This window comes from Streptomyces sp. NPDC056296, assembly GCF_042268605.1.
Taxonomy (GTDB): Bacteria; Actinomycetota; Actinomycetes; order Streptomycetales; family Streptomycetaceae; genus Streptomyces.
On record NZ_JBHJRX010000054.1, the window covers coordinates 1 to 16,977 of the forward strand.

Sequence of the window (16,977 nt, forward strand, 5' to 3'; positions counted from 1 at the left end):
ACAGCTCCACTCCACAACCGGAGGCCTTCGTCGTCCTACAGATTCAGACCGTGTCGTCGCACAAACTCGACCAACCTGGCTGGGCAGTACACCTAAGCTGCCCACCAACCGGCCGACGAAGGGAAACCAGCCGTGGCTCAGCGGACAAGCAACGAGCAGCCCAAAGCCCTAAAGCCCGCCCTCGAATCCATGACCCTCCTGGTCGCCGCCGTCATCGTCCACGACCAGGCCACCAACCGCGTCGTCCTCCTCCAGCGCAGCCAGAACGCCAAGTTCGCCCAGGGCATGTGGGACCTCCCCGTTGGCAAGAGCGAACCCGGCGAGCCGATCACGGAAACGGCCGTGCGGGAGCTGTACGAGGAGACGGGCCTGACCGTGAAGCCAGAGTCCCTGCAGATCGCCCACATCATCCATGGCGCCTGGGGTGTCGAAGCACCCAACGGCTTCCTCACCGTCGTCTTCGCCGCTCACGAATGGACCGGCAAACCCGAGAATCGTGAACCGCGCAAGCATGCTCAGGTCTGCTGGATCAACGCCGGCGCAATCCCCAAGAATTTCGTGGACACCACTTCAAGCGCCCTCCACCGATACCTCGCGGGAGGTCCGGAGGTCTCCCTCGACGGCTGGCAGTAGAAGCGCGAACGATGGGGCCCGGCCGGTTGCCAGGGCGAGTCCTTCGCCACTCGCACTCGGCAACCCAGAAAAGCCACATGATGACTGAACCAGCCACCAGGAGCGCCAGCCCCGTGATCGCGTCCACCGCCCACGCCCGCGAACTCGACCTCTGTCGCAAGTACTTCGACCTTATCGCTGCGGGCACCAAAACGATCGAGATGCGAAAAGGAAGCCCTGGTCATCCTTGCCATCGAAATCACATTGCATACCGCAAGAGCCTCGATCAGAGACCATACAACTTCAATCCAACATGGTCCACAATCCATCGATGCGCTTCGCCGTCAATGGCAAAGTAGATCCTTCCAACCCGGTCCGGGGTGGTGTGATCGTCCAGCTTGATATGAGGCTGCCGGTCCCATGGTTTCTTGCGCTCAAACTTGAATTCATGCAATTTCGCCCTACGTAGAGGCTCATCCGACGGTGCATAAACCAAGGGGGTCCGATCGCCGATCCACGAGACAAGCGAGGTTCCCACGCTGCCTTTCTGTTTCCTCCATTCCTTAGCGAGATCAGCTAGCGTATCCAGCGCCTCCCTCATCCGTTCCGGATACGGATATGAGCACCTTTGCCACTGATCTTTCGCATTGGGCGTGAAAATGAGGGCCCCGTCAGATTCCTCAGTCCAGCGATCCCAGTCGGAGGAGAAGTCGCCAGGGTTTGCAACCGGCTGTCCGCGCACGTCGGTCGGCTCAGCAGCAGTCGGCAGCGTCGCCGTCTCAAGCTGAGCGGTGAGGTTGGCCACTTCGATCCCCAGACGGGCAACCTGGTTTTCCAGCTGTTCGTTCTGCTCGAGCAGCTGCACAAGCTGGTCACGTTCGTCCTCTAGCTTTTCCTTCAGCCGAGCAATCTGTTCACCCTCTGTGCCCGCAAGGTCGTCCAAGAGTGCATTTGTCTCGGCGGAGCGGATGGCATCCCACAGACGATCCCTCCCACGAGCCACGACACTGAGGGGAGCAAGAAGCCGAGTAAGTCTGCCCAGGAGGACATCGTGATCGCCGTAGAGATCGGCCGATCCCCACCATGGACTTCTTGCATCCGTGGTGGGCCAATAAAGCCGCGCCCCATCTCGTGGAAGCAGATTTCGTTCAAGTCCGGCATTGAAGGAGTCGAATGCCAGCCAGCCAGAAATGACCACGACGTGGGCAAGACCGGCGAGGCGACGGGCGGCCTGGCGAGCAAACGCGGTCGGCGGCCCCATCGTCCGAACCGAGGAAACAACGAGAATGGGCAGGCGACGTTCAGGAGCGCAAAGACGCTCACGGATCAAAGGGAGCTGGGCCGTCAGCACCGGCATCACGTTGGTGGTGATGCTGTCACGACCATCTGTACACTTAAGCTCGGGGTCTCGCATGATCGCGTTAAGCGCGCGAGGCGGCCTAAGGTCCTCCACTGTGGCGGGGGCAAGTAGGCCGTCATTCTGTCGGCCCATAACGACCCGAAAACCTGTCCTGCCGTCGTATTCGGAGGCGGTGAGCTGGCACAGGAAGCGGCCACCTTTGGGGAGATCCTGCTCGATTTCTATCCGTAGTGCGCGGACGTTATCGGCCACAGTGACGGGCAACCAACGCACGTGTTGCTCAGGACGCCCCTGTCCGTATCCCGGGACAACTATTTCACCCTTGCCAGCCATTAGAGCCGCAGCAGATAGACCACTCGTGGCCGGAGAGACGTGCTGCTCCATATGCGCCAACAGCCGTTCGAAGGCCAGCGGCAATCTGCCTACATCCGTCGGCGCCACCTCAAGACCGACGACGTACAACTGCTGCATCGGGCCCCCTCATCCCACTCATGCCTTGGTGGGCGAGCTCACCCCCTCGCCCCCAGACTCAGGCCAGAAGAATAGCCCCGCAGGGCAGCCGCCGGGGCGGGGTAGCTGTGCAAGAACCACCTGCCCCAACGCAAGCCACAGGCCCGAGACTCCCTGGTCCGGACAGCGTCACCGCGCCCCGCGCACAGTCCGCAAGACACCCGCTCAGGACCGTCGCACCCATCGCCAGCAATCGACCAAAGGCCATGTCAGCGCCCCGCAGGAAAGATCCGCTCAGGTGGCAAGGCGGCAGCGAGCGCGGACGAGCCCTTCATCTCCGGGCTGGGCTCGTCCGCGTATAGCTTCAGCGCCCCCTACAGTCCACCCTCAGACATCCCGTGCACGGCCGGGATCGTTCCCAGGCGGCCCTTCTGGAAGTCTTCGAACGCCTGCTGGAGTTCCTCGCGGGTGTTCATGACGAACGGGCCGTAGTGAGCCATGGGCTCACGGATGGGCTGCCCGCCAAGGAGGACGACCTCCAGGTCCGGCGTGTGCGAGTCCTGCTTCTCGTCCGCGCGGACGGTCAACGAACCGCCGGCGCCGAAGACCGCAGTCTGGCCCAGGTGGATCGGACGGCGCTCGGCACCGACCGAGCCCTTGCCCGCGAGGACGTACGCCAACCCATTAAAGTCCTCCCGCCACGGCAGCGTGACCTCCGCACCCGGCGCCACCGTCGCGTGGATCATCGTGATCGGGGTGTGAGTGGTGCCGGGACCGGCGTGGCCGTCCAACTCACCGGCGATGACGCGGAGCAGCGCGCCGCCGTCGGGCGTGGTCAGCAGCTGGACGTTGCCGCCGCGGATGTCCTGGTAGCGCGGGGCCATCATCTTGTCCTTGGCCGGCAGGTTCACCCACAGCTGCAGGCCGTGGAAGAGACCGCCGGACATGACCAGCGACTCCGGCGGCGCCTCGATGTGGAGGAGGCCCGAGCCGGCCGTCATCCACTGGGTGTCGCCGTTGGTGATGGTGCCGCCGCCGCCCTGGCTGTCCTGGTGGTCGAAGACGCCGTCGATGATGTAAGTGACGGTCTCGAAGCCGCGGTGCGGGTGCCAAGGCGTCCCTTTCGGCTCCCCGGGCTGATACTCCACCTCACCCATCTGGTCCATCATGATGAACGGGTCGAGATGGCGGTAGTTGATCCCGGCGAACGCGCGGCGAACCGGGAAGCCCTCACCCTCGAACCCGCTGGGCGCGGTCGTGACGGTGAGCACGGGACGTGCGACGGCGTCGGCGGACGCGGATACGCGGGGCAGCGTCAACGGGTTCTCGACGGTCACGGCAGGCATGTCGACCTCCTCGGGCGGCGTGCGCCCCACTTTAGTTGAGCGTTGAACTTCTTGCCACCTGGAACCAAGAAAGCCCGGAGGGCATTCCCTCCGGGCTCACAGACGCGAGCGCCGCCGATCAGCCATACATCCGGCGCATCGCGAAATCGACCATCTGTTCGACGGCCTTCGCGTCGAACACCATCCGGTGCTCGCCCTCCATGTCCAGCACGAAGCCGTAGCCGGTCGGCAGGAGGTCGATCACCTCCGCGCCGGTGATCACGAAGTACTTGGACTCCTTGCCCGCGTACCGGCGCAGTTCCTTGAGCCCGGTGAACATGGGGATCACCGGCTGCTGGGTGTTGTGCAGCGCGAGGAAGCCGGGGTTGTCGCCGCGCGGGCAGTAGACCTTCGAGGTCGCGAAGATCTGCTGGAAGTCCTCGGCGGACATCTGCCCGGTGGTGAAGGCGCGCACCGCGTCCGCGAGCGAGGGCGGGGACGGCTCGGGGTACAGCGGCGGCTGCTGCCCGTAGCCACCGGACATCCCGCCGGACATCGGCTGCTGCGGCGGGGCGTACTGCTGCTGCTGAGGACCCGCGGTCTGGTCGTAGCCGTACATGCCGCAAAGAGTAACGAGTAACGAGTCACAGATGACCCGCTCGGGGTTGCTTCTTATTACCGACGGGTAGCATCATCGTAGCTACTAGTTGGTACGTGAAGTAGGTACGTGTAACAGATGCGAGGAGCCAGTGCCTCGCCGATCTCTCAACGGAGCCGTCGCCATGGGGCACTACAAGCCGAATCTCCGGGACATCGAGTTCAACCTCTTCGAGGTGCTCGGCCGTGACAAGGTGTACGGCACCGGCCCGTTCGCGGAGATGGACACGGACACCGCCAAGAGCGTCCTGGAGGAGCTGACCCGCCTCTCGGAGAACGAGCTGGCCGAGTCCTTCGCCGACGCCGACCGCAACCCGCCGGTCTTCGACCCGGAGACCAACACCGCGCCGGTCCCGGCGTCCTTCAAGAAGAGCTACCAGGCCTTCATGGACTCCGAGTACTGGCGGCTCGGCCTGCCCGAGGAGATCGGCGGCACCACCTCGCCGCGCTCGCTCATCTGGGCGTACGCGGAGCTGATCCTCGGCGCCAACCCGGCCGTGTGGATGTACTCCTCCGGCCCCGCCTTCGCGGGCATCCTCTTCGAGGAGGGCAACGAGGCGCAGAAGCACATCGCGTCCTTCGCCGTCGAGAAGCAGTGGGGCTCCACCATGGTGCTCACCGAGCCGGACGCCGGCTCGGACGTCGGCGCCGGCCGTACCAAGGCGGTCCAGCAAGAGGACGGCTCCTGGCACATCGAGGGCGTCAAGCGCTTCATCACGTCCGGCGAGCACGACATGTCGGAGAACATCCTCCACTACGTCCTCGCCCGCCCCGAGGGCGCCGGACCCGGCACCAAGGGCCTGTCCCTCTTCCTCGTCCCGAAGTACGAGTTCGACTTCGAGACCGGCGAGCTGGGCGAGCGCAACGGCGTCTACGCCACCAACGTCGAGCACAAGATGGGCCTGAAGGCCTCCAACACCTGCGAGATGACCTTCGGCGACCGCCACCCCGCCAAGGGCTGGCTGATCGGCGACAAGCACGACGGCATCCGCCAGATGTTCCGCATCATCGAGTTCGCCCGGATGATGGTCGGCACGAAGGCCATCTCGACCCTGTCGACCGGCTACCTCAACGCGCTCGAGTACGCCAAGGAGCGCGTCCAGGGCCCCGACCTGGCCAACTTCATGGACAAGTCGGCCCCCAAGGTCACCATCACGCACCACCCGGACGTCCGCCGCTCCCTCATGACGCAGAAGTCGTACGCCGAGGGCATGCGCGCGCTCGTGATGTACACCGCCTCCGTCCAGGACGAGATCCAGGTCAAGGAGGCGAACGGCGAGGACGCGGCCACCGAGCACGCCCTCAACGACCTGCTCCTGCCGATCGTGAAGGGCTACGGCTCGGAGAAGGCCTACGAGCAGCTCGCCCAGTCGCTCCAGACCTTCGGCGGCTCCGGGTTCCTCCAGGAGTACCCGATCGAGCAGTACATCCGGGACGCCAAGATCGACACCCTGTACGAGGGCACCACGGCGATCCAGGGCCAGGACTTCTTCTTCCGGAAGATCGTCCGCAACCAGGGCACCGCGCTGAACTCGCTCGCCGAGGACATCAAGAAGTTTCTCGCCCTCGGCACCGGCGGCGAGGAGCTGTCCGGCGCCCGCGAGCACCTGGCGAAGGCCGCCGTCGAGCTGGAGGCCATCGTCGGCCTGATGCTCACCGACCTCGCGGCCACCGAGCAGGACGTCAAGAACATCTACAAGGTGGGCCTCAACACCACCCGCCTGCTCCTGGCCTCCGGCGACGTGATCGTCGGCTACCTGCTCCTCAAGGGCGCCGCCATCGCCGCCGAGAAGCTGCCGACGGCGTCCGCGAAGGACAAGTCCTTCTACACCGGCAAGATCGCCGCGGCTAAGTTCTTCGCGGCGGGCGTCCTGCCCGGCGTCACCATGGCCCGCAAGATCGCCCAGGGCGTCGAGCTGGACCTGATGGAGCTGGACGAGGCGGCCTTCTAGGACCCGTCCCAGGACCCGTCCGCCCCCCTCCACCAATTCCACACAGCCTGACGAGGGCCCGCTCCCGCCATACGGGGAGCGGGCCCTCGTACGTCGTTAAGGTGAACCCCATGAGCGCACCCTCCCGCTTCGACCGCGGCCACACCGACGACCTCATGTCCTTCCTCGCGGCCGGCCCCACGCCGTACCACGCCGTGGCGAGCGCCGCCGAGCGGCTGGAGAAGGCCGGTTTCCGGCAGGTCGCGGAGACGGACGCCTGGGAAGGGACGACCGGCGGCAAGTACGTGCTGCGCGGCGGCGCGATCGTGGCCTGGTACGTCCCCGAGGGCGCGGCCCCGCACACCCCCTTCCGCATCGTCGGCGCGCACACCGACTCCCCCAACCTGCGCGTGAAGCCCCGCCCGGACACCGGGGCGCACGGCTGGCGCCAGGTCGCCGTGGAGATCTACGGCGGCCCCCTGATGAACTCCTGGCTGGACCGCGACCTGGGGCTGGCCGGCCGGCTCACGCTGCGCGACGGCTCGACCCGCCTGGTCAACGTAGACCGCCCGCTGCTCCGCGTCCCGCAACTCGCCATCCACATGGACCGCAACGTGTCCGCGGAGGGCCTCAAGCTCGACAAGCAGCGCCACCTCCAGCCGGTCTGGGGCCTGGGCGACACCGTCCGCGACGGCGACCTGATCGCCTTCCTGGAGGAGGAGGCAGGTCTCGCGCGCGGCGAGGTCACCGGCTGGGACCTGATGACCCACTCGGTGGAGCCCCCGGCGTACCTGGGCCGCGACCGGGACCTGGTGGCCGGGCCCCGCATGGACAACCTGCTGTCCGTGCACGCCGGCGTGGCCGCCCTGGCCGCGGTCGCCACCTCCGGCGCGGACCTCCCGTACATCCCGGTCCTCGCCGCCTTCGACCACGAGGAGACCGGCTCCCAGTCGGACACGGGCGCCGACGGCCCGCTCCTCGGCAGCGTGCTGGAGCGCTCGGTCTTCGCGCGCGGCGGCTCGTACGAGGACCGGGCGCGCGCCTTCGCCGGCACGGTCTGCCTGTCCTCCGACACCGGCCACGCCGTGCACCCCAACTACGCGGAGCGGCACGACCCGACGCACCAGCCGCGCGTCAACGGCGGCCCCATCCTCAAGGTCAACGTCAACAACCGCTACGCCACGGACGGTTCCGGCCGCGCGGTGTTCGCCGCCGCCTGCGAGAAGGCGAACGTCCCCTTCCAGACGTTCGTCTCCAACAACTCCATGCCGTGCGGCACGACCATCGGCCCCATCACCGCGGCCCGGCACGGCATCAGCACCGTCGACATCGGCGCGGCCATCCTCTCGATGCACAGCGCCCGGGAGTTGTGCGGCGCCGACGACCCGCACCTGCTGGCGAACGCGCTGGTGGCGTTCCTGGAGGGCTGAGTCCCCGAGCGTGCCCCGGCCGGAACACCCCTGTGTCGCATGTGTGTTCCGGCCGGGGGTACCCGAACGGAACCGGATCGACCGGAAACCCGGAACCGACCGGATCTACAGGGAGGCGACACTCATGGGCCTCGGCGGGTGCATCATCCTCATCGCCGTGGGAGCCATCCTCACGTTCGCGACCGACTGGGACATGCAGGGCGTGAACCTCGACCTGGTCGGCGTCATCTTCATGATCGTCGGTCTGATCGGTGTCGCGACGTTCAGCAGCATCGCCCGGCGCCGCCGTGTCGTGATGCCGCCGACGACCCCCGTCGTCGAGGACCGGCCCCACCACCACACCCGGGACGGGTACAACAACGGCTACGGCGCCTGAGCCCCGCCGACCTCACGTCAAGGCGTGCCCCGTCGTCACGTCCACATGGTCGGGCACCTCGTCGTGCCGGTCGCCCACGGTCGACGTCCCCGACGGTTCGAGGAGCAGGATCGCCGTGGGGGCGGGGGCGTAGGGCTTGTGTTCCGTGCCGCGCGGGACGGTGAAGACCGAGCCCTTGGGCAGGACGACCGTGCGTTCCCCGCAGGGCTCGCGCAGGGCGATGTGGAGTTCGCCGTCGAGGACCAGGAAGAACTCGTCCGTGTGGTCGTGCACGTGCCAGACGTGCTCGCCCTCGACCTTGGCGATACGGACGTCGTAGTCGTTGACGGCGGCGACGATGCGGGGACTCCACTGCTCGGAGAAGGACGCGAGGGCGGAGGCGAGGGAGACGGGTTCCTTTGTCATGACGTCATCGTGCGGGGTGCCGTGTCCGCCGGACGAGTGCTAGAAATCGCACATGCCGCAAGGATCCTCTCAGCGCCCGCGCCCCCACCGCGTCGCCGTGGTCGTCGACGAGGGCACCAACCCGTTCGAGGTCGGCTGCGCCACCGAGCTGTTCGGACTGCCGCGCCCCGAGCTGGGGCTGCCCGGACCGCTGTACGAGGTGACGCTGTGCGGGCCGACGCCGGGGATCCGGATGAACCACGGTTTCTTCACGCTCACCGACGTGCCCGGCCTGGAGGCCGCGGACGGGGCGGACACGCTCGTCGTCCCCGGCCGGCCGGACAACGTCGTACCGCGCGGCCCGGCCGTCCTGGACGCCATCCGGCGTGCGCACGCGCGCGGCGCCCGCGTCATGAGCCTGTGCACCGGCAGCTTCGCCCTCGCCGAGGCCGGGCTGCTGGACGGGCGGCGGGCCGCCACGCACTGGTTGTGGGCGGACTCCTTCCGCCGGCTGCATCCGCGGGTGCTGCTGGAGCCGGACGTGCTGTTCGTCGACGAGGGTGACGTGCTCACCGCCGCGGGCAGCGCGGCGGCACTCGACCTCGGACTGCACATCTGGCGCAAGGACCACGGCGCCGAGATCGCGAACGCCGTCTCCCGGCGGCTGGTGTTCGCCACGCACCGGGACGGCGGGCAGCGCCAGTTCGTGGAGCGGCCGGTGCCCCACGTACCCGACGAGTCGCTCGCGCCCCTGCTGGAGTGGGCGCAGGAACGGCTGGACGAACCACTGACCGTGACGGATCTCGCGGACCGCGCGGCGATGTCACCGGCGACCCTGCACCGGCGGTTCCGGGCACAGCTGGGGACGACGCCGCTCGCCTGGCTGACGGCCGAGCGCGTGACCCTCGCGCGACGGCTGATCGAGCGCGGCGAGGAGCGGCTGGACGTGGTGGCGGCCCGCAGCGGGCTGGGCACCGCCGCGAACCTCCGGGCACGGCTGCGGCGCGAGACCGGGCTCAGCCCGTCGGCCTACCGACGGCGTTTCGGAGCGGACGCCGGGGAAGCGATCACGCCATGAGATTCCTCGTGTACGACCGGCTTCTCGGCTTCGGTGACGACTACTGGATCGAGGACGACAACGGCAACAAGGTGTACCTCGTCGACGGCAAGGCGATGCGGCTGCGGGACACCTGGGAGCTGAAGGACGTCCAGGGGCGCGTGCTCATCGACATCCACCAGAAGATGTTCGCCCTGCGCGACACGATGGTGATCGAGCGGGGTGACGAGCCACTGGCCCGGATCAAGCGGAAACGTCTCTCCCTGCTGCGCAACCACTACCGGGTCTCCCTGGCCGACGGCACCGAACTGGACGTCAGCGGCAAGATCCTCGACCGGGAGTTCGCCATCGAGTACGACGGTGAGCTGCTGGCCGTCGTCTCGCGCCGCTGGCTGACCCTCCGGGACACCTACGGCGTGGACGTCGTCCGGGACGACGCGGACCCGGCGCTGCTGATCGCGCTGACGGTGTGCGTGATCCACCTGGCGGAGAAGGAGCGCGAGGACGAGTAACGCGTGACGCGTGACGCGTGGCAGGCGGGCCCCGGCTGCTCCTCACCCCGTGCGGCGGACGGCGCGGCCGAGGAGCAGGGGCACGGCCAGGTGGTGCACCGGTGCGGCCAGGGACCACAGCGCCCGGCCGGCCGGACGCTCGTAGCGTACGTACGTCGCCCAGAGCAGCCGTGAGCCGTCGAGGGTCAGCACGTTGCGGACGGTCAGCGACGGGGCGCGGGCCTCCAGGGCGAGCCGGTCCGGCCCGGACTCCAGCATGCGCCACCCCACCACGTGCCGCGCCGAGGACCGCGGTCCCAGCCGCAGACCGAGCACGCCGGCCCAGCCCGTCCGGATCAGCTCCCGCAGCACCGCCGGGATATCCTCGAAGCTGGCGCGGGCCCATTGCTCGGGCGTCAGCCGGGGCAGCCCGGCGGCCGGGAGCTCGAACGCCGACGCGAAGTGGGTGCCGGCGGGATCCACCCGGACACGGCGGATGGCGGGGGTACCGGTTGGTGGCATGCGCGGGAGTCTAGGGCGGGAGCCTGGCGCCTACTGTGCGCCCGGGCCGCCCACCGTGCGCACGGGGCGCCCTCGCTAGCGCCGCGGCGCCGCGAGGCCCAGCACCCGGTCCTTCAGCGCCGGGAACTGTTCCCTGGTCCGCGCCACCTTCGCCGGGTCGAACTCCACCGTGAGGACCTCCTCGTCCGCGCCGGCCTCCGCCAGCACCTCGCCCCACGGATCGACCACGATCGAGTGACCGGCCTGCGGAACTCCGGCGTGCGTCCCGGCCGTTCCACACGCGAGGACGAACGCCTGGTTCTCCACCGCCCGTGCCTGTGCCAGGAGCGTCCAGTGGGACCGGCGGCGCTCCGGCCAGCCCGCCGGGACGACGAGAGTCTCGGCACCCGCGTCGACGAGTGAACGGAAGAGTTCGGGGAAGCGGAGGTCGTAACAGGTCGCCACGCCAAGGGTCGTCTCCGGCAGACGGACCGTCACCGGTTCGCGCCCCGCGCCCATCAGCACGGCCTCGCCCTTGTCGAAGCCGAACCGGTGGATCTTGCGGTAGGAGGCGGCCAGGTCACCGGAGGGGGAGAAGACGAGAGAGGTGTTGTACAGCTGTCCGTCGGGGCCACGCTCGGGGATCGACCCCGCGTGCAGCCACACGCCCGCGTCGCTCGCCGCCTTCGCCATCGCCTCGTACGTCGGGCCCTCGATCGGCTCGGCCCGCGCGCCGAACTCCTCGAAGGCGAACGCGCCCGTGGTCCACAACTCCGGCAGTACGACGAGGTCGGCGCCCGCCTGATCCCGTACCAGCGCCGCCGCTCGCACGCGGCGTACTTCCGCCGACTCGTCCTCGTTCACAGCGATTTGGAGCAAAGAGGCGCGCACACTACCACCGTCCTGGCATTCGAGCCGTCCACACGGGCCTACGATCGTCACACGAAAGCACTGCCGGGGTGCCGCACAGCAGCGTAACTTGGGGGTCCCCCAGGTTCGAGCGCAGCCGAGAACTGGGGGAGATTCAAGACCGCGCCGACCGCAGCCACCTCCCACTGGCACCGCCGCCACAACCCGCCCGTGTACCGACCGCCGAGGGGTCCCGTTCCGTGAGTCTGCATCCCACCCTCCAGCCCTACGCCGACGCCTGGACTCACTCCATCGAGGCGATATCCGAGCTGGTCCAGCCCCTCGTGGAGGCAGAGTGGAACCGCCGCACCCCCTGCCCGGGCTGGTCGGTGCGCGACATCGTCTCCCACGTCCTCGGCCTGGACTCCGAGATGCTCGGCGACCCCCGCCCCATCCACACGCTCCCGCGCGACCTCTTCCACGTCACCAACGACCACCAGCGCTACATGGAGATGCAGGTCGACGTCCGCCGCCACCACACGGCGCCGGAGATGACGTCCGAGCTGGAGTACATGATCATCCGGCGCAACCGCCAGCTGCGGAACGAGTCGCGTGACCCCGGCACGAAGGTGCGCGGCCCGCTCGGCACCGAGCTGACCCTCGGAGAGGCGATGCGCCGGCACGCCTTCGCCGTCTGGGCGCACGAGCAGGACCTGCGCACGGCCCTCGGCCGCCCCGGCAACCTCGACTCCCCCGGCGCGCACGTCGCCCGTGACGTGCTGCTCGACGAGCTGCCGGGTGTCGTGGCCGAGCGCGCGGACGCCCCCCGCAGCTCCGCCGTCGTCTTCGACGTCCACGGCCCGGTCGAGTTCCTGCGCACCATCCGCGTCGACATCCAGGGCCGCGGCACCCTGGAAACGGCCCCCGCCCTCGGCCCCGCCGCCACCCTCACCCTCGACTGGGAGACCTACGTCCGTCTGGCCTGCGGGCGTGTGAGCCGGGAAGCGGCGGCGGACCGCATCAAGACAGAGGGCGACCAGGACCTGACGGCGGCGATCCTGCGGAACTTCACGGTGACGCAGTAACCCAGCTGCGGGCAGTCGTGCCGCTGGGGCGGCACGGGTGGGCGGTGGGGGTCCCCCCGCTCGAGCGAAGCCGAGAGTGGGGGAGGCACCCCGTCAGCGCCGGGCCGCGCGCCCCACCCCCGCCCCGGCACTCACTCCGGGCGCCGTCACACAGGCACATGCACCGTCTCCACCCGGCTCGCAACCAACCGCTCCCGCTCCCGCCGAGCCGCCCGCTTCCGCAACCGCAGGATCTGCGACACCCCGACCGCCTGGAGCACGAACACGGACGAGAACGCGACGGTGTAGTCGTCCCCGGTCGCGTCCAGCAGCACCCCCACCGCGAACAACGTGGTCATCGACGCCACGAAACCGCCCATGTTCGTGATCCCGGACGCCGTCCCCTGCCGCTCCGGCGGATTGGCCGGCCGCGCGAAGTCGAAGCCGATCATCGACGCCGGCCCGCACGCGCCCAGCACCGTGCACAGCACGACGAGCAGCCACATCGGCGCGTGGTCGGCCGGGTAGGCGAGCGTCGCCGCCCACAGGAGCGCCGTCGCGCCCACCGTGCCGAGCGCCAGCGGCAGCCGCGCCGCGTGGTGCCGGGCGATGATCTGGCCGTAGACCAGGCCGACCGTCATGTTGGACAGCACGACGAGGGTGAGCAGCCCGCCGGCCGTGGCCCGGGACAGCCCCTGCGCCTCGACCAGGTACGGCATCCCCCACAGCAGCAGGAACACCATCGCCGGGAACTGGGTGGTGAAGTGCACCCACAGCCCGAGCCGCGTCCCCGGCTCCCGCCAGGACGTGGCGATCTGCCGCCGCACGTACGCGGCCCCCTGGTGCGGCAGCGGCTCCGGCTCGTGCCCCTCGGGGTGGTCCTTCAGGAAGAGCAGCAGCAGGACGAAGACGACCACGCCCGCCAGCGCGCTGCCCGCGAACGCCGCCGTCCAGCCGATGCCGTGCAGCAGCCGGGCCAGGACCAGGGTGGAGACCAGGTTGCCCGCCATGCCGACCAGTCCGGCGAACTGGGCGACCATCGGCCCGCGCCGGGCCGGGAACCAGCGGGTGCCCAGCCGCAGCACGCTGATGAACGTCATCGCGTCCCCGCAGCCGAGCAGCGCCCGCGAGGCGAGCGCCATGCCGTACGACGGTGAGAAGGCGAAGCCCAGCTGCCCGGCCGTGAAGAGCACGACGCCGATGCCCAGCACCTTCTTCGTGCCGAGCCGGTCGACCAGCAGGCCGACGGGTATCTGCATACCGGCGTAGACCAGCAGCTGAAGGATGGAGAAAGTGGACAGGGCGGAGGCGTTGACGTGGAAGCGGTCGGCGGCGTCGAGGCCGGCCACCCCCAGGGACGTACGGAAGATGACGGCGACGAAGTAGACGGCGACGCCGATGCTCCACACGGCGATCGCGCGCCGTCCACCCGGCGGGTCACCGGGCAGGGTCTTCCCGGCCGACGTGGCCGAACTCATCGGGCCTCCCCCCGGGCCAGGTGCGAGAACCAGCCCACGTGCCGGTGGACCACTCCGACGGCCGCCTCCGCGTCCCCGGCGCGCAGCGCGTCGAGGATCTCCTCGTGCTCGGCGAGGGTCTTGGCGATCCGGTCGGGGTGGGAGTGCATGACGGCGACGCCCATGCGCAGCTGGCGGTCGCGGAGCTGGTCGTAGAGGCGGGAGAGGATCTCGTTGCCGCCGCTGCGGACGATCTCGGCGTGGAAGCAGCGGTCGGTGACGGAGGCGGCGGTGAGGTCGCCGGCGGCGGCCTGCTCCTTCTGCCGGGCGAGCAGTTCCTCCAGCCGTTCGACGAGGCCGTGCGGTGCGGGTACGGCCTTCCTGGCCGCGTGCTCCTCGACCAGCAGTCGGGTCTCCACCACGTCCGCGATCTCCTGCGCGGAGACGGGCAGGACCAGCGCGCCCTTCTTCGGGTAGAGCCGGATCAGACCCTCGACCTCCAGCCGGAGCAGCGCCTCGCGCACCGGCGTGCGGGAGACGCCCACGGCCTCGGCGAGCTCGCCCTCGGTGAGCAGGGTCCCGCCCTCGTAGCGGCGCTCGAGGACGCCCTGCTTGACGTGGGTGTAGACGCGGTCCGCCGCCGGTGGTTGCTTCACTGCCGTGGTCATGCCGACAGGATAGATACAACAGGGACGCAAGCGGGGCCCCGTCCATCATGCGGACGCCGGGCCACCCGTCAGGGGGGTCCTGGCGCCCCCGGCCGACCGCCGCACAACCATCCGTGCTATTCACGTGTCGCACAGACGCGGCCCGAGTCGCATCGACCACAACTCGGCCGTACATCAGGGGAATTCACAACAATCGGGGTACTCGTCTTGATAAACGTCATTCAGGGCATTCGCCTCCGCAGAGCCATCGCCGTCGCCCTGACCAGCGGCGCCGTGCTCGCGACCGGAGCCCTCTCCACCGCGCCCGCGCAGGCCGCACCGGTGCAGGCCACACCGGTGCAGGCCACACCCGCGCGTGCCGCATCCGCACAGGCCGCGCCCGCGCGAGCCGCCGCCGCGCCCTCGATCGTCGCCAAGGGCGGCTTCGCGATGAACAACGCGAACGGCAAGTCGCTCTACAGCAAGGCCGCGGACACCCGGCGCTCCACCGGCTCCACGACCAAGATCATGACCGCCAAGGTCGTGCTCTCGCAGCCGAAGCTGAACCTGGACGCCAAGGTCACGATCCAGATGGCGTACAGCGACTACATCGTGTCGAAGAACGCCTCCTCCGCCCGCCTGATCGTCGGCGACAAGGTGACGGTCCGGCAGCTCCTGTACGGGCTGATGCTGCCGTCCGGCTGCGACGCCGCCTACGCGCTGGCCGACAAGTTCGGCTCGGGCAAGACGCGGGCGGCCCGGGTGAAGTCGTTCATCGGCAAGATGAACTCCACCGCCAAGAGCCTCGGCCTGAAGAACACGCACTTCGACTCGTTCGACGGCATCGGCAACGGCAAGAACTACTCCACGCCGCGCGATCTGACGAAGCTCGCGAGCAGTGCGATGAAGAGCTCCACCTTCCGCACCATCGTCAAGACGAAGAAGTACACGGCGAAGACGGTCACCAAGAAGGGCGGCACCCGCGCGATGGCGCCCTGGGCCAACACCAACACGCTGCTCGGCAGTTACAGCGGCGCGATCGGCGTGAAGACCGGTTCGGGTCCGGAGGCCAAGTACTGCCTGGTCTTCGCCGCGACCCGGAAGGGCAAGACCGTCATCGGCACGGTCCTGACCTCCTCGTCCTCGGCCCAGCGCGCCAAGGACGCGACGAAGCTCATGAACTACGGCTTCGGCAGGGTCTGACACGCACGAAGTCGTCCGAAGGGGCTCACCTGTGCCGGTGGGCCCCTTCGCCATACACCCGACCCATCGGCCGGCGCAGCGGTTCTCGATCACTTTCGCTCGCAGTCGTGAACGTCCCGGAGATCGCTGGCATATGCCCTCGGCCCGGCCCTACGTTCCGCGACGGAGGTGGTTCACATGAACGAACCCAGCAAGCGACAGAGCTCCGCCGAGCGGCACGAGGCGATCGACGTCAACGATTTCGTGTACGCGGCCACCGGCGCGCGAGTGCGGAGGCTGACCATGCCGGACGGGAGCCACTGGTTCCCGGCGGTGGACGTCTGCAAGGAACTCGGCCACACCAACTCTCGGCAGGCGCTCTCAGATCATGTTCCCGACGAGCACCGAGAGATGCTCGAGACCGTAACTGGAGCTTACGGTCTCAGCGTTCCCGCAGGTAGAGAGTGGCGTCGAGACTTGAATGTCATCTCTCTCCAAGGTCTCATCCTCCTCGTCAACGCCTGCACCAAACCAGCCTGCGCCCCCTTCAAGCAGTGGGTCGCCGAAGTCATCGAGACCGTGCAGCGCGAGGGTTCGTACTCTCTGGACGAGGCCGAGGTGCAGCCCGCCACACCCGGCGCGCCCATCGCCTACGCCATGCCGGACCAGGTGGCCGAGGCGATCGTCCGGCTGGAGGCGCACAATCTGAAGCTGGACGAGGAGCTGGCCGAGGGCCAACGTACGTCGATCGCGTTGCAGAAGGAGATGCTGTCCACGCAGCAGGCCACCCTCGCCGCCCAACAGGCCACCCTCGCCGTGCAACAGGCCATGGTGCACGCCTTGGAACGCATCGCGGACCGGTTCGACACCCTGGTCCTCCACCAAGGCGGAACCTTCGGCCGACTCGCCCCGGCACCCACCACGGAGTCCGTACTGGCCGACTGGCGGCAGCGGTTGTCCGTGACGGAGGACGTGTGGACGGTCGCCTTGGTCATCGCACCGGTGCTCGTCGAGAAGGGTGAGCTGCGGGAGCCGCTGGAGTCGATCGCCGCCCGTACGGGGCTCTCCGTGCGCCGGGTCAACGAATGCCTCCGGCTGCTGCGCAGGCACGCCTGCATTCGCTCCCGGGGCGGGGCCGACGACGGGGCTCCGGTGTACGTGCTGCATCAGGTCTGAGCCGGTCACAGCAGAAGGGGCGTCGCAA

Annotated in this window: 18 protein-coding genes; 10 read left to right on the forward strand and 8 right to left on the reverse strand. The window is 68.7% G+C overall.

Annotated elements, in window-relative coordinates; translation table 11 throughout:
- Positions 1 to 132 precede the first annotated feature (132 nt).
- Positions 133 to 633, forward strand: coding sequence for an NUDIX domain-containing protein (locus ACFCZF_RS31690; protein ID WP_376674553.1), 501 nt, complete (start codon positions 133 to 135; stop codon positions 631 to 633).
- An 80-nt stretch (positions 634 to 713) separates the two neighbouring features.
- Complete coding sequence (locus tag ACFCZF_RS31695) at positions 714 to 971, forward strand: ASCH domain-containing protein (protein WP_376674594.1); 258 nt, start codon at positions 714 to 716, stop codon at positions 969 to 971.
- Here the strand turns inward: ACFCZF_RS31695 and ACFCZF_RS31700 are convergent.
- From ACFCZF_RS31700 to ACFCZF_RS31710, 3 genes are all read right to left on the reverse strand, one after another.
- On the reverse strand, positions 899 to 2,443 hold the full coding sequence (locus ACFCZF_RS31700) for a hypothetical protein (protein ID WP_376674554.1): 1,545 nt from the start codon (positions 2,441 to 2,443) through the stop codon (positions 899 to 901). The genes ACFCZF_RS31695 and ACFCZF_RS31700 overlap by 73 nt on opposite strands.
- Positions 2,444 to 2,796: 353 nt before the next feature.
- Positions 2,797 to 3,768, reverse strand: coding sequence for a pirin family protein (locus tag ACFCZF_RS31705; protein WP_376674555.1), 972 nt, complete (start codon positions 3,766 to 3,768; stop codon positions 2,797 to 2,799).
- A gap of 118 nt (positions 3,769 to 3,886) precedes the next feature.
- On the reverse strand, positions 3,887 to 4,366 hold the full coding sequence (locus tag ACFCZF_RS31710; protein ID WP_376674556.1) for an SseB family protein: 480 nt from the start codon (positions 4,364 to 4,366) through the stop codon (positions 3,887 to 3,889).
- Positions 4,367 to 4,529: 163 nt separating this feature from the next.
- Here ACFCZF_RS31710 and ACFCZF_RS31715 point away from each other — a divergent pair, with 163 nt between their 5' ends.
- From ACFCZF_RS31715 to ACFCZF_RS31725, 3 genes are all read left to right on the forward strand, one after another.
- Complete coding sequence (locus ACFCZF_RS31715; protein ID WP_376674557.1) at positions 4,530 to 6,356, forward strand: acyl-CoA dehydrogenase; 1,827 nt, start codon at positions 4,530 to 4,532, stop codon at positions 6,354 to 6,356.
- A 110-nt stretch (positions 6,357 to 6,466) separates the two neighbouring features.
- Positions 6,467 to 7,765 carry a M18 family aminopeptidase gene (locus ACFCZF_RS31720; protein WP_376674558.1) on the forward strand — a complete coding sequence of 433 codons (1,299 nt, stop codon included), beginning with the start codon at positions 6,467 to 6,469 and terminating at the stop codon, positions 7,763 to 7,765.
- A 124-nt stretch (positions 7,766 to 7,889) separates the two neighbouring features.
- Positions 7,890 to 8,141: a DUF6458 family protein gene (locus tag ACFCZF_RS31725; RefSeq protein ID WP_376674559.1), complete on the forward strand. Its 252-nt coding sequence runs from the start codon at positions 7,890 to 7,892 to the stop codon at positions 8,139 to 8,141.
- 12 nt (positions 8,142 to 8,153) lie between these two features.
- On the opposite strand, the gene ACFCZF_RS31730 is transcribed toward ACFCZF_RS31725, so the two are convergent.
- The gene (locus ACFCZF_RS31730) at positions 8,154 to 8,546 is read right to left on the reverse strand and encodes a cupin domain-containing protein (RefSeq protein WP_376674560.1); all 393 of its coding nucleotides are present in this window, start codon (positions 8,544 to 8,546) and stop codon (positions 8,154 to 8,156) included.
- A 52-nt stretch (positions 8,547 to 8,598) separates the two neighbouring features.
- Here ACFCZF_RS31730 and ACFCZF_RS31735 point away from each other — a divergent pair, with 52 nt between their 5' ends.
- Positions 8,599 to 9,603, forward strand: a complete 1,005-nt coding sequence (locus ACFCZF_RS31735) for a helix-turn-helix domain-containing protein (protein ID WP_376674561.1) — start codon at positions 8,599 to 8,601, stop codon at positions 9,601 to 9,603.
- On the forward strand, positions 9,600 to 10,094 hold the full coding sequence (locus ACFCZF_RS31740) for an LURP-one-related/scramblase family protein (RefSeq protein WP_210959909.1): 495 nt from the start codon (positions 9,600 to 9,602) through the stop codon (positions 10,092 to 10,094). The genes ACFCZF_RS31735 and ACFCZF_RS31740 overlap by 4 nt, the downstream gene beginning before the upstream one ends.
- Before the next feature lie 42 nt (positions 10,095 to 10,136).
- Here the strand turns inward: ACFCZF_RS31740 and ACFCZF_RS31745 are convergent, their stop codons facing one another.
- Entirely contained in the window at positions 10,137 to 10,595 is a 459-nt protein-coding gene (locus tag ACFCZF_RS31745; RefSeq protein WP_376674562.1) for a DUF2867 domain-containing protein, read from the reverse strand.
- Between the two features lie 75 nt (positions 10,596 to 10,670).
- A complete protein-coding gene (locus ACFCZF_RS31750; protein WP_376674563.1) occupies positions 10,671 to 11,465 on the reverse strand; it encodes a carbon-nitrogen family hydrolase in 795 nt (264 codons plus the stop codon).
- A 218-nt stretch (positions 11,466 to 11,683) separates the two neighbouring features.
- On the opposite strand from ACFCZF_RS31750, the gene ACFCZF_RS31755 reads away from it, so the two are divergent.
- On the forward strand, positions 11,684 to 12,508 hold the full coding sequence (locus ACFCZF_RS31755) for a maleylpyruvate isomerase family mycothiol-dependent enzyme (protein WP_376674564.1): 825 nt from the start codon (positions 11,684 to 11,686) through the stop codon (positions 12,506 to 12,508).
- Positions 12,509 to 12,654: 146 nt separating this feature from the next.
- Here ACFCZF_RS31755 and ACFCZF_RS31760 read toward each other — a convergent pair whose 3' ends face one another.
- Together ACFCZF_RS31760 and ACFCZF_RS31765 are read right to left on the reverse strand one after the other, a co-directional pair.
- Positions 12,655 to 13,965, reverse strand: a complete 1,311-nt coding sequence (locus ACFCZF_RS31760) for a nitrate/nitrite transporter (RefSeq protein WP_376674565.1) — start codon at positions 13,963 to 13,965, stop codon at positions 12,655 to 12,657.
- The gene (locus ACFCZF_RS31765; protein ID WP_310872265.1) at positions 13,962 to 14,612 is read right to left on the reverse strand and encodes a GntR family transcriptional regulator; all 651 of its coding nucleotides are present in this window, start codon (positions 14,610 to 14,612) and stop codon (positions 13,962 to 13,964) included. The genes ACFCZF_RS31760 and ACFCZF_RS31765 overlap by 4 nt, the downstream gene beginning before the upstream one ends.
- Before the next feature lie 207 nt (positions 14,613 to 14,819).
- On the opposite strand from ACFCZF_RS31765, the gene ACFCZF_RS31770 reads away from it, so the two are divergent.
- Both ACFCZF_RS31770 and ACFCZF_RS31775 read left to right on the forward strand, forming a co-directional pair.
- Positions 14,820 to 15,794 (forward strand): D-alanyl-D-alanine carboxypeptidase family protein, encoded by a 975-nt coding sequence (locus tag ACFCZF_RS31770; protein ID WP_376674566.1) that lies wholly within the window; start codon positions 14,820 to 14,822, stop codon positions 15,792 to 15,794.
- Positions 15,795 to 15,971: 177 nt separating this feature from the next.
- Entirely contained in the window at positions 15,972 to 16,949 is a 978-nt protein-coding gene (locus ACFCZF_RS31775; protein WP_376674567.1) for a Bro-N domain-containing protein, read from the forward strand.
- Positions 16,950 to 16,977: the final 28 nt, after the last annotated feature.